Source organism: Flavilitoribacter nigricans DSM 23189 = NBRC 102662 (assembly GCF_002646595.1).
GTDB lineage: Bacteria > Bacteroidota > Bacteroidia > Chitinophagales > Saprospiraceae > Flavilitoribacter > Flavilitoribacter nigricans.
This window is the reverse complement of sequence record NZ_PDUD01000030.1, coordinates 79,692-92,848: the sequence shown is the minus strand read 5'-3', so window position 1 is coordinate 92,848 and position 13,157 is coordinate 79,692. Positions and strand designations below refer to the sequence as shown.

The window sequence follows — 13,157 nt, the reverse complement described above, 5'->3', positions numbered from 1 at the left end:
AGACCCTAGTTACAACTTGGTGCATATTCACCCTGGGTGGTCCGAAAATAGCGCGTTCCGTTCAGATAGAGTTTTTGATCTTTGTAGGTAAGAGTATAGGAGGATGTGCTCCCGTCGTTAAACTGCAGGACCAGTTCCGGATCGCCGGCCGGGCCCACGCGAATATCCCAACTGCCGTTTCCTTTGGAGTTGGAGTTATTGTAGGCTGAAGCGCTATCACTGCCCGTGCTGATGTTACTGGATCCGTAATAGTTAAAATAACCTGCCCCGCAGAGATCGAGCTCCCGACTCAGACTGTATCCTCCACCGGTCATGCCGTCCGCTCCCGGAGAGACCGATGAATAGGATTCCATGTAGGTGAGTTTCACATTTTTCATCCAATCTTTCCATTCGTTGATGTCTTCTTTGGATTCAGGTTTAATAAAAGTTACACTCTTCATGATGCTTTTAGCGTATTCGGGATATTGGTCGCTGTATTGCTCGGAAGTGGTAATGGAGAGGATCGTGATGCCGTAGCCGTGCGGGTTACTCATGCCGATGATATAAGCTTTGGCGGGTTGCCATTCCAGTGTGCCGGTGAAGGTGCCGCCGACGGCATTTTTGCTCAATTCGGTCAGCGGTCCCGACAATTGCAGATTGGTGCCGTTGGCTTCGCTTAGGCCGGCCTGCGCCTGCTCTTTGAGCTGTTGCAGAGAGTAGGGTTGATCGTGCGGCAGTAGCATTAAGAGTCCGGGAATAGTATTGGAAGCTATCAGATAGCCCATTTCTGCTTCCTGGCCCATCCAGCCGGCAGGAACGGTGAAGGATAAACCTAAATGTTTGTAGTCTACCCGGCCGGTAGCCTGCGCGGCTAGGGAAATGGTAGCCAGAAGGGCTAAAAAGGTCAAGCAACTTTTCATGGTAACTGGTTTTAAGCGGTGCCGGAACCGTTCCGGTGAAAAACAAGATACGGTAAACCGGCCTTTTGACGTATTAATACCAGTAAGAAAGGAAAAGTTACGGACCGAAGGACCGTCAGCGCACCATCAGTACGGAATTGACATAGCCGTGCCGGTCGGTCTCCTTCAGGTGATTGGCGGGATCGGTCATCCATTCGCCGTCTACGATGAATTTATAGAGGTGCTTGCCTCCGGTCAGGTTGAGCGTGATCGTCCACATGCCATCCTGCCGGGCCATCTTCAGGTCCTGCTCATTCCATTTGTTAAAAGTGCCGGCCAGGATCACCTTGCGGGCGTCGGGGTAATCTCGCAGTCTAAAGGTGATCGCTTTCTTTACCTGTAGTACGGAATTGAAGGTATTGTGTTCGTTCCTTACCTTTTCAGGATTAGCGGGATCGTGCAGCCAGTTTCCATCGGCGATGAATTTGTATTCATAACGGCCGGGCGGAAGTTCGATACGCACCTGCCAGCCGCCCGCTACTTTCTGCATTTTGAGGTAGTGTTCGTTCCAGTTGTTGAAGCTGCCGGCGAGGATCATCTCTTCGGCCCATTCGTAGCCGTCTAGTTGAAAGAGGGTGTTACCGTTCTCATCCGGATCGATCTTATTGAAAGTGAGGTTAAAGGTTTCCTCCCAGAAGTCATTGGAAAGTACTTTTTGTTTCGCGGACCCGGGAAGCGGTTCTATCCAGTATTCACCGTTGACCAGGAATTTGAACTCCCAGGTGAAGGGATCGTCAAAACTTTCGATGGGTTTGCGTAACTGGAATTTGTAACGCCCTAGTTTTTTCATTCGCCAGCCATCTTCCGACCAATCGTTGAAGTTGCCGGAAATAACCACCTCATTGATCTTCAGATCAGCGAAATCCAGTTTGTTCAACTTGTTTTCCGCATCGGCTTTGGCATAGATCCGGCTGTCGAATTCGAAAACTACTTCGTCTTCCTCGAAGAAATAGATTTGCGCATTGGCGAGATACCCGATCGAGGAAAATGCCAATACCCAAAGAAGATGCCCAATTTTTTTAAACCAGCTTTTCATACTATCAGGGCCTTTGTTGCTGGAAAAAGAACAGCTTTTTCCGCTTGTAATTGATCAGGGTCCGGCGGGAACTGAGAAATTCATAGCCGACCACTCCGTCGATCCTGGTGCCAAAAGTAGTACACATTTCCAGTAAGTTGGTGATCAGCGTACGCATACTCTCGTCACTTTGGTTGCCGTAGGTCACGTTATGGAGTACACCGGCCAGCACTTCGATCTCGTTCTGACCGACTCCTACCATTTTTACGCGCCGGATGATCTCAAAGTCATCCAGCACCTTTCTTTTGACTTTCCGGTCCAGTAGATTGACCTCCGCGCCGCTATCCACATTAAACTTCAGTTTCCTGCCCTGCACTTCGGCTTCGATCATGATCAGGTGCCGCACGAGTTTGAAATCCATACTGTCGTAGGGAGATTCCCAGATCGCTTCCGGGTCCAGTCGGTAACCGTCTTTATCCAACCGGGTGAGAACGACCTGCTGGGATTGGAAGTCGATGAATATTTCAAAATCTTTAAACACATTGTAGCCGATGATGCCCACCAGCCGGATGTGCTTTTTTTGTTCGATATGGGTTAGGTCCACAATATTAGCCCGGACATTACTGAACGTTAGATTGTCCCAGTACAGGCTATCGACCCAGCGATTGCTCACAGATTTCACGGTGCCGGTATTGCCAATGGAAACAAACTGTTCCACCTGCCGTTCCTGGTAGTGGTTACTGTTCAGCAATAGCCGCTCCGCACCTGTATCCAGAATGAAGGTGCCATTTATAGAATCCGCCTGAGCTTCTACGGCGATCAGCCGGCCAACCAGTTTAAAGGGAATATAGATGGTGTTGGGATTGGGTTGTATGGCCAGCGGAAAATTCAGGCTGCAGGAAAAGAACCAGTCCTCCGGTGGCGGGTGCACTTCGGTGGCGCGTCCATCAGGCAAACGGATAAACAGCAAAGCCCATATCAAAAGGATTTGATACCGGTAAACAAACTTCATATTACAGTCGGGTTATCTTACGTGTTGTAAATTCACCCTAATCCCGGATTAATGCAAATTGAATAGATAGAATAGCGGCAATCAGCAGACGAAACGGCAAATTATGCACTCCTGTCGATGGATAAGATCCGGAGTTTGAGGAAGGAGTGGATGATTTTTTCGGTAAAAACCAACCGGCATTTTTACCGTTCGTATATTCGTAGAGCTAAAGTGCCGTATAATTACCGCTTATCCCCCCGTTGAGCACCAATTGTTTGACGGGTGTTGTAGTGCAAAATACCGGATCCTGAAAATGGTTCGTCCGCGACCCGGAGAATGAAAATTACCCGGCAAACTTGCCAGGGCGGAAAACCGGAATCTCGGAGGAGCACTGCAGCAAACTAAAAAGTGAAATAGGTGACTTGGCAACGACCTACTTTTGGTGCAGTGGTCGCATTGCTGGATAAGGAAAAGATGTATATTGCTAAATATGAGGAAATTATTACTTGGGGTGAGTTTGCTATGGGTGATCTGGGGCAGCATGGAGGCGCAGCAAACGGTGAGGATCAACGATATACAGATACAGGGCAACCAAAAGACCAGGGATCGCATCATTCTGCGGGAAATACTGTTCAGTAAAGGAGATATTCTGCCGGATTCTATATTTGCAAGCCAGCTGGAAAGGAGCAAACAACTGGTGATGAATACCGGACTTTTCAACGAGGCCATTTTTACCGTTGAAGAACCGGACGAAGGAGCGGTGGACATCCTGATCAAGGTTGCCGAAGCCTGGTATATTTATCCGGTGCCGGTCTTTGAGCTGATCGATCGTAACTTCAACGTTTGGTGGGTGGAGCAAAATCGCTCTCTGGACCGCATCAATTTTGGTATTGAATTTGCCCATCTGAATTTTACCGGGCAGAAGGATAAGCTCAAACTCACCGCCAAATCCGGTTATACCCAAAGCTATTCGCTCAAGTATTCCCTGCCTTTTATTGATCGGGCCCAGACGCTGGGCATTCTCACCGAGGTGGGCTATTCGCGTAACCGGGAACTGAACTATAATTCCGTAGACAACAAGCAGTTGTTTTTCCGGGATCCGGACGGGCGTTTTATTCTGCAGCGTTTCCAGGCGGTCAGTGGTCTGGTATACCGGCCGGGCCATCACCTGACGCACAGCCTGCGACTTCGATACCAGCAAAATCAAATTGATAGTCATATTGCCAATGAGCTCAATCCGGACTTTTTTCTGGATGGTAAAAAACTGCAGCGGGCCTTTTTCCTGAATTATCACTTCATCTATGACTTTCGGGACGTGCGCTCTTATCCTCTGAGCGGTAATTTATTTAGTGCAGAGATCCGCAAGGAAGGCCTGGGCATATACAAGGATCGAAATGCGCTTACGGTGAATCTGCATTATGACCACTACTGGCCGCTGAGCGATGCCTGGAGCACCGGTTTCAATATCAGCACCAAAGCATCATTGATCCGCCGCCAGCAACCTTTCAATGAATACCGGGCACTGGGTTTTGGCCGCAATGTGTTGTATGGCTACGAGTACTATGTAGTCAACGGAATGGATATGGGACTGGCCAAGGGTTTCCTGCGTTTTCGTTTGACGGAGGATGAACTGAAGTTCGGTAAATTCATTCCCATCAAGGCCTTCCGGAAAATGCCGATTAAGGTGTACCTCAATCTAAACCAGGGAGTAGGCTATGTGAACGATCCCTATACCCGGGAGATCAATCCGTTCAGCAACCGGCTGCTGTGGGGTGGCGGACTGGGAGTGGATGTGGTGCTCTACTACGATAAGGTCTTTCGCGTTCAGTACAGTTATAATCATTTGCTGGAGCATGGACTTTTCCTGCACTTTAATACGAACATTTGAGTTGGAGTTGTTTGTTGTGATGTGTTGGAGTGTTGAGGTGATCGTGTTTTGATCGTTGATCCAATACAGGTGAAAATTATCTTGAAACCTGCACACTTCCTGTTTACCACGGCCTTAAAGACCAAAGATCATGGAAACTTTTGAATTACCCACCGGACTACAAAACCGGATGATCCACCGGATCGAGAAAGACGGTGTGCATCGCTCCGAAGATCAGCTCGTGGAGGAGTCTCCGCTGGAGATCCGCCTGAAATACGGGGCGAGAGGTCAACAACGTCAGCAACCGATCGCCGTGACCATGCGCACCCCCGGAGATGATGTGGAACTGGCTTTGGGCTTTTTGTTTACGGAAGCGATCATTGGCAAAATCCAGAATGTGATCGAAACCCGGCACCGGCCGGTACAAAATCTGGTCACGATCACCCTCGACCCGGAACTGCGTATTGACCTTTCCCGCATGGATCGCCATTTCTATACGACCTCCAGTTGCGGTGTCTGTGGAAAAGGCTCCCTGGAAATGGTGGAATCCGTAAGCTGTTATTTCCCACGGCCGGGTTTGCCCCAACTGGAGGTGGAAACGCTGGCGGCGATGCCGCAACAATTGCAACGGGCACAGTCCCTTTTTGCGGCCACGGGAGGTATCCACGCGGCGGCCCTGTTCGATCCCATGGGCAAACTGCTCGTTTTGCGGGAAGATGTGGGGCGGCACAATGCCGTGGATAAACTCATCGGTTGTGCACTCCAAAAAAACAAGCTACCACTGCGCGACCAAGTACTGGTGCTAAGCGGACGGATCGGCTTCGAACTGGTACAAAAAGCTACCATGGCCGGTATTCCGATGATCGCGGCTGTAGGGGCTCCCTCCTCCCTGGCGGTGGAGCTGGCGGAGGCCAATGATATTACCCTGATCGGTTTTTTGCGCGATCATCGCATGAATGTATATTGCGGGATGGAGCGGATAATTACCATGATGGAATAAGCCCTTAAATAAGGAATGATGGGCAGATTAAAGCTGTTTCAACCGACCGATATTGCTTCGCTGGTCTTTTTTCGGGTAGCCTACGGGGTGCTCGCACTCATGGATATCCTGAGTACCTATATCTATTACCACCTTCAGAAAAACGCTTTTGATCCCAAGGCCTTTCAATTTACGTACTACGGTTTCGGCTGGGTACAACCATTACCTGAACCGCTGATGTCCGGTTTGTTTATCAGCCTTATCCTGGCGGCTGTAGCCATTATTCTTGGGCGTTGGTATCGCACGGCCACACTGTATTTCGCTGTAGGTTTCACCTATGTTTTTCTCCTGGAGAAAGCGCACTATCTGAACCACGGCTACCTCTTCTGCTGGCTCGCCTTCATTATGGTCTTTTTGCCGGCGGATCGGAACTGGAGCTGGTCGGTTTGGAAAAAACCGGAAAGGCGATTGGAGACCATACCGTTCTGGTGCCTGCTGGTCCTGCGCTTTTTGATCGGAGTGGTCTATTTTTTCGGGGGTATCGCCAAGATCAACGGGGACTGGCTCCGGGGCGTACCGCTGGTAGACTGGATGGCGTATAAATCCAGTTTGCCGATCATCGGTCCCGTGCTGGGCCTGAGCTGGACACCCTACCTGATGGCCTATGTAGGATTATTCCTGGATCTGACCATCGTCCTGTTTTTAATCAATCGCCGCACCCGTCCCTGGGCTTTTGGCATGGCCATCTGTTTCCACCTGCTCAATATGCTGATCTTCAATATTGGCATTTTTCCGTACCTGTCGGTTTCACTGACGGCTTTGTATTTCTCGCCTTCCTTCCCGCGGCGGATCGGCAACTACCTGGCCGGTCGTTTTTCCTGGCTGGCTCGCCTCTCGGAGCGCTGGCAGCAACGGATGCATCAGGCACCGGCAAATACTTCCTACACCTGGCAGGCTGATCCGCGATTTCGAAAACCAATTTTAACGGGGCTGGTAATTTTGGCAGCTTTTTATATTTTAGTCCCTTTGCGGCATCATTTGTTTCCCGGCAATGTCGCCTGGACGGAGGAAGGCCATCGGTATTCGTGGCGCATGATGCTTCGTTCCAAACAGGGACGCGGGCATTTTCGGGTGGAAGATGACCGGGGTATGAAAGAGATTGTCCGGCCGCAGGAATTTCTGAGCGACCGGCAGGAGCGCAAGTTGTATACACATCCGGATATGATCCTGCAATTTGCCCATTTCCTGCACGACCGCTACGAGCGGGAAGGTAAACCGGTAGCGGTATTTGCGGAGATCGAAGCCCGGCTGAATGATCGGCCATATCAGACTTATATCGATCCTTCGGTGGATCTGGCCAAAGAGGAATGGTCACACACCAAACCTTCGGACTGGATATTACCACTGGCAGAATAATTGGGGAACGGAGCATATTTTTAAACACGTCAGAAAAAATTGCATGAAAAGAAGAACTGCGAACCGAACGATAGCGGCCGCTCTGGGCCTGCCCCTGCTAGCCCGTAGCGGACAAACCTCACTGCCGGTAAAACCGGTGCACAAGACCGTTAAACCCAAACGACTGCGGGAAAAAGACCTCATCGGACTGATCTCCCCCGGCAGTTATGTCGATGACAAGGGCCTGGAACAGGCGGTGAGTAACCTGGAAAAAATGGGCTTCCGGGTAAAACTGGGCAACCACATCCGCATGGAGCGGGGTTATACGGCCGGTACGGATGAGCAACGGCTCAATGATCTCCACGATGCGTTCAATGACCCGGAGGTAGCGGCCGTCTGGTGTGTGCGCGGCGGATACGGCTGCAGTCGCTTGTTGCCGGCCATTGATTACCGCATGATCGCCCGCAATCCCAAGGCGCTGATCGGTTACAGTGACGTGACGGCATTGATTAACGCCATTTATTTCAAAACCGGGCTGGTCGGATTTCACGGACCGGTGGGAGCGTCCCGCTTTACCGACTTCAGTGAACTGCACCTGAAAACGGTACTGATGGAAGGCCCCGATACCTGGAAAATTACCCGTCCGGATACATTTAAGGAACAATCCGGTAAAACCTTTGACTTCAACACCATTCAGCCCGGGCAGGCGGAAGGTACGCTCCTGGGTGGTAATCTGTCCCTGCTGGCCGCCATGGCCGGTACCGGTTATTTGCCTCCGTTTGATCAGTATTTGCTTTTTGTGGAAGAAGTAGGCGAAAAACCCTACCGGGTGGATCGGATGCTGACCCAGTTGCGGCAATCCAATGCCTTGGGACAGGTAGCTGGGATCGCGCTGGGCATTTTTGCGGACTGTGAGCCGGATCCGGACGATCGCTCGCTGAGTCTGGCCCAGACCCTGGATGATCGCCTGGGCGACCTCTCGGTACCCGCTGCATACGGTTTGCCTTACGGTCATATCGGAGATCAGGGTACCCTGCCGGTTGGGATCCGGGCGCGTTTTGATGCCAACGAAGGATCGCTTACCCTGCTCGAACCCGGTGTTGTCTGATCAGCAACCTGCAATATTCACAACAATAAGTATTCACGATGGAGTTACATCTACATCCGTTCAATCTGCAGCTTCGACACACTTTTCGGATCGCCCACGGTGCCCGAACCCACCAGCCGACATTGATCGTAGAACTACGGGACGGCGAACTTTCGGGTTTCGGAGAAGCGACGGCGACTTCCTACTACGGCCAGTCGGTAGAAAAAATGCAGGAGACCCTGGAGCAATTAAGGTCCAAGATCGAAAGCAGTCAGTGGGAAAAAGCGGAGGATTTTTGGGAGATCATGCGACCGGACCTGGAAACCAATCCCTTCGTGCAGTGTGCGCTGGATGTGGCCGCTCACGATCTGGCCGCCCGGCGTGCCGGTGTGCCGCTCTACCGGCACTGGGGTCTGGAACTGACGGAACTACCGCTCACCAATTATACCATCGGCATCGCTTCGGTGGAGGAAATGGTCGCTAAAATGGAGGAAACGCCCTGGCCTGTTTATAAAATTAAGCTGGGCACCGATCACGATCTGGAGATCATCCGGGCTCTGCGTGAACACACGGATGCGGCGTTCCGCGTAGATGCCAATTGCGCCTGGACGGCGGAGCAGACCATTGCCCTCGCTCCCGAACTGAAAGCACTGAATGTAGAATTTATCGAACAACCGCTGGGCATGGATGACCGCGCCGGCATGGCCCTGGTCCATCGCGAAAGCGTGCTACCGGTGATCGCCGATGAAAGTTGCCAGCGGGAACCCGATGTGGATCGCTGTGCCGGCTTGTTTCACGGGGTCAATATCAAACTGATGAAATGCGGCGGACTTACCCCCGCCCGCCGGATGATCGAACGGGCCCGTAGCCTGAAACTGCGGGTAATGGTGGGCTGCATGACGGAATCTTCGGTAGGCATTGCGGCCATCGCACATCTGCTGCCTTTACTGGATTATGTGGATATGGACGGCGCCCTGTTATTGAAAGACGAACCGGCCACCGGCGTCTGCATTGAGAACGGGGTGGTGCATTTTGTCGACGGTCCGGGTACGGGCGCATCCCTGAGATAAAAGGCAACAGTTTCCAGCAAATGTGGGCTGGATGTCCCCATAATATCGGCAGTTGATTTTGACCGTATCGGGAATTCCGTTGCCGTAAATCATTGTTTTTGGATAATCGCCAAATTATGAAAAGCATTTCCCTCTTATTCTTACTGCTTACCGCAGCCATCTCTTTGCAGAGCCAGGAAAATCCGCTGGAAACGATCATTACCCGGCAGAAAAAGGATTTTGGCGCCTGGGCGCAGAACCCGCAACAGTATGAACTTCAGGTGATCTATACGCAGATCGACCGCGATGCGGAAGGGAAGCCTACATTCACCAGCTATACTTTTGGCATAGAGGCGGACCGGTATTTTTATCCGGCCAGTACGGTGAAAATGCCGGTGGCCATCCTGGCGCTGGAAAAGCTCAACGAACTGGGGATTGTCGGTCTGGACAAATGGACTCCCCTGAAAACGGGCGCTGCCCGCTCACCCCAAACGCCGGTAGTGACCGATACCACGGCGGAGCAATCATTACCATCCATCGCCCATTATATCCGGAAGATCTTTTTGGTGAGTGATAATGATGCTTACAATCGACTCTATGAATTTTTAGGTCAGGGGTACATCAATCGCAAATTACAGCAGAAAACCTACGTGGATACCCGACTCATTCATCGCCTGTCGGCGCCGGGATTTGATGTAGAAGAGAACCGCCACACCAATCCGGTAACCTTTTACCGTTACGATACGACCCTCTATTACCAGGGACCGGTGTACAGCCGGGCGGCCCACGAACTATCTCTGCAAAATGAACTCCGCGGCAAGGGTTTTAAAAACGGTGCCGGGGAGATCATCATGGAACCTTTTGATTTTACGCAGAAAAATTACTGCTCACTGCAGGATCTGCACGATATTCTGCAGGCGGTGATCTTTCCGAATGCCGTGCCGCCGGCCCGACGGTTCAACCTCACTACTTCCGATCATGCTTTTCTGCAACAGGCGATGTGCGAATTGCCGCGCGCCAGCCGCTATCCCGATTATTCCGACAAGGCGGACAATTACGTCAAATTCTGGATGTACGGCGATCAGAAGGAGGATACGGACATCCCGAAACACATCCGCATCTGCAACAAGGTGGGCTGGGCGTATGGCTTCCTGACGGATGTGGCCTATATCCGCGATCAAAAGAACGGAATTGAATTTATGCTGGCGGGAAGTATCCACGTCAACGATAATCAGATCTACAACGACGGGCAGTATGAGTACGAGGAGGTCGGGCTGCCGTTTTTTGGCGAGTTGGGACGGGCTATTTACGCATGGGAACAAAAACGACGTGGGAAATAGTACCTGAAATACTGCACTTTTTCGCCGGATGTCCAAAAATTACTATCCTATCCGTCCGGAGCTTTCGAGTTTTGAGCAAAAAATACGATGATCAGATCTATAATCTGTGGGTTTTTGCTCTTATCGGCCAGCGGACTGCTCGCTCAGCTCAGCGTAAAGGGCGCCGTGCAGGATGAGACCGGTAATGGCCTGCCTTTTGTGAATATCCTGGCTTACACCGCCGCCGATTCCAGTTTTGTCAAAGGCTTTTTAACCGATGAAGCCGGGCGATTCGATGTGGCGCTGCCGGACGGCACGTACCGGCTGACCATCAGTTGCCTCGGCATGCAGGAACACGAACTCACCGTTTCCCAATCCATGGAAATAGAGCCGGTACAATTACAGCCGGTAGCCGCGGAATTGGAAAAGGTGACCGTTACGGCAAGTAAGCCGATGGTGCAGCGCCTGCAGGACCGACTAGTGGTGAACGTAGAGGGAAGTATTCTCAGCAGCGGGAACAATACCCTGGAAATTTTACAAAAGTCTCCCGGGGTGATCGTCGATCAGGACGGGGGGATCTCCCTGAACGGTCGTACCGGGGTACGCGTATACATCGACGGCAAAGATACCCGCCTGGGCGGGGATCAGTTGGCCGCCATCCTGGAAGGAATGCCGGCCAATGCTATTGAACGCATCGACATCATTACCAATCCTTCGGCCAAGTACGAGGCCCAGGGGAATGCGGGCATCATCGATGTGATCACTAAAAAGGGGAAGCTGTTCGGCACCAACGGGCAGATCAATCTGAGCCCGGGCTACGGAAGATATTTTCGCTGGGATAACAATGTCAGTTTCAATCACCGGACGGAAAAAATGAACCTCTATGGTCAGTATGCTTTTGCCAAGCGCAATCAGTATATGGAGATCATCATCGACCGTATCTTTCTGGAAAACGGGCAACCGGAGGCGGTAATCGATATGCAAACCTTGTTCCGCCTGCCGATCGAAACCCATTCACCCCGCCTGGGACTGGATTATACCCTCGGTGAAAAAACGACCCTCGGCGTACTCGTCTCCGGCTTTGCGAATATTACCGGACAGGATGCGGATAATGAGATCCTGACGCGCGACGGAGAGGGCAGTTTCGTCCAGGCGCAGAACACGGATATGTACACCCGTACCAATTGGTTTCAATACACCGGCAATGTCAATCTGCGACACGAGTTTGCCAATAGCTCCTCCCTGGATGTAGATGTGGATTATGCCCGCTATGATAACAATTCGGACGAACGATTCGCCTCCGAATTTTTTAATGAAAATGGAACGTCCACCCTGGAAAATGCCCTACTAGGCGATGTTCTGGGCACTCTTAACCTGGCGGGACTGAGCATCGATTACAGTCTGCCCCTCTCCAAGCAATATACCCTGGAAACCGGTTGGAAAAATACCCTGGTGAAAACGGATAATGACCTGACCTACTACGATGAATACGACGGCAACACTACCCTGAATACCGGGCTGAGTAATCGCTTTATTTACCGGGAGGCTATCTATGCGGCTTACACCAATCTCAATATGTCCTTCGGGAAGTGGAACGGTGCGCTGGGACTGCGCGCCGAACAAACTTTCATCCAGGGTGATCAGAAAACGAGTGAGGAGTCATTTGATAATGACTATTTCAATTTATTCCCTTCGCTTTCTTTCAACTATGTGTTCAATCCGAAGCATACCCTGGGTTTCAATGTGAGCCGGCGGCTCAACCGGCCCGGTTACAACGATCTGAACCCTTTCCGGTTTTTTGTGAACAACTATACCTTTCGGGTAGGGAATCCTTTTCTGACCCCGGAGTTTACCTGGTCCGCGGAGGTGAACTATACGCACAAGCAGCGCTATTATTTTGCCCTCAATGTCGGGCACACGCAGAGCCATCTGACGCGGGCGATCTTCCAGGAAGAGAACGAGGATTACGTAGTGGTAAAACCGCTGAATGTGCGTACCCTCAATAGCCTCGGATTCACGGCCAGTCTGCCCGTAAATATTGCGCCCTGGTGGAACAGCCAGTGGAATATCAACGGCTCTTTAAATGACTTTGACGGCGAGATCGGTGGCTTCCGGTTCAATCAGCTCAACCCGGTGGTCGTATTCAACACGAACCATGTCCTGCAGCTCGGCAAGGGCTACCAATTGCAACTTAGCGGATTTTATCTGCCGAGCCATTACGGCAGCATCAGCAAGATTGAAGATATCTCGCAGATCACCTTAGGATTGCAGAAAAGGATACTGCAAAACCGGGGCTGGCTGCGCCTGAATTTTAATGACATCTTTTACAACGGTTATCCGGCGGGTAGAACCGTACACGGCAATATTGACGATAAATTCATCAGCAAGCGGGATACGCGCTATGTGACCTTTTCCTTCTCCTACTCGTTCGGTAAACAGACGGTGAAATCACAATCGCGTCGGCGTACGGGTATAGAAAATGAGCTGGACCGGGCCCGGCAAAGTAACAATTGATCT

Annotated in this window: 10 protein-coding genes; 7 read left to right on the top strand and 3 right to left on the bottom strand. The window is 51.3% G+C overall.

Going from position 1 to position 13,157, the window contains the following annotated elements; genetic code table 11:
* Window positions 1-5 precede the first annotated feature (5 nt).
* From CRP01_RS25580 to CRP01_RS25570, 3 genes are all read right to left on the bottom strand, one after another.
* A complete protein-coding gene (locus CRP01_RS25580; protein ID WP_099152963.1) occupies window positions 6-899 on the bottom strand; it encodes a hypothetical protein in 894 nt (297 codons plus the stop codon).
* 115 nt (window positions 900-1,014) lie between these two features.
* Entirely contained in the window at window positions 1,015-1,974 is a 960-nt protein-coding gene (locus tag CRP01_RS25575; protein WP_099152962.1) for a hypothetical protein, read from the bottom strand.
* A gap of 4 nt (window positions 1,975-1,978) precedes the next feature.
* Window positions 1,979-2,935, bottom strand: coding sequence for an aspartyl protease family protein (locus CRP01_RS25570; protein ID WP_170110537.1), 957 nt, complete (start codon window positions 2,933-2,935; stop codon window positions 1,979-1,981).
* A 499-nt stretch (window positions 2,936-3,434) separates the two neighbouring features.
* Between CRP01_RS25570 and CRP01_RS25565 the strand changes: the two genes are divergently transcribed.
* The 7 genes from CRP01_RS25565 (at window position 3,435) to CRP01_RS25535 (ending at window position 13,154) form a co-directional block, all read left to right on the top strand.
* Window positions 3,435-4,832, top strand: coding sequence for a BamA/TamA family outer membrane protein (locus tag CRP01_RS25565; protein WP_099152960.1), 1,398 nt, complete (start codon window positions 3,435-3,437; stop codon window positions 4,830-4,832).
* A gap of 130 nt (window positions 4,833-4,962) precedes the next feature.
* Entirely contained in the window at window positions 4,963-5,811 is an 849-nt protein-coding gene (gene fdhD, locus CRP01_RS25560) for a formate dehydrogenase accessory sulfurtransferase FdhD (protein ID WP_233752761.1), read from the top strand.
* 15 nt (window positions 5,812-5,826) lie between these two features.
* A complete protein-coding gene (locus CRP01_RS25555) occupies window positions 5,827-7,206 on the top strand; it encodes an HTTM domain-containing protein (protein ID WP_233752760.1) in 1,380 nt (459 codons plus the stop codon).
* A 43-nt stretch (window positions 7,207-7,249) separates the two neighbouring features.
* A complete protein-coding gene (locus tag CRP01_RS25550) occupies window positions 7,250-8,293 on the top strand; it encodes a S66 peptidase family protein (RefSeq protein WP_099152958.1) in 1,044 nt (347 codons plus the stop codon).
* Window positions 8,294-8,331: 38 nt separating this feature from the next.
* Entirely contained in the window at window positions 8,332-9,342 is a 1,011-nt protein-coding gene (locus CRP01_RS25545; protein ID WP_099152957.1) for a dipeptide epimerase, read from the top strand.
* A 116-nt stretch (window positions 9,343-9,458) separates the two neighbouring features.
* Window positions 9,459-10,661, top strand: a complete 1,203-nt coding sequence (locus CRP01_RS25540) for a serine hydrolase (protein WP_099152956.1) — start codon at window positions 9,459-9,461, stop codon at window positions 10,659-10,661.
* A gap of 87 nt (window positions 10,662-10,748) precedes the next feature.
* Window positions 10,749-13,154 carry a TonB-dependent receptor domain-containing protein gene (locus CRP01_RS25535; protein ID WP_099152955.1) on the top strand — a complete coding sequence of 802 codons (2,406 nt, stop codon included), beginning with the start codon at window positions 10,749-10,751 and terminating at the stop codon, window positions 13,152-13,154.
* Window positions 13,155-13,157: the final 3 nt, after the last annotated feature.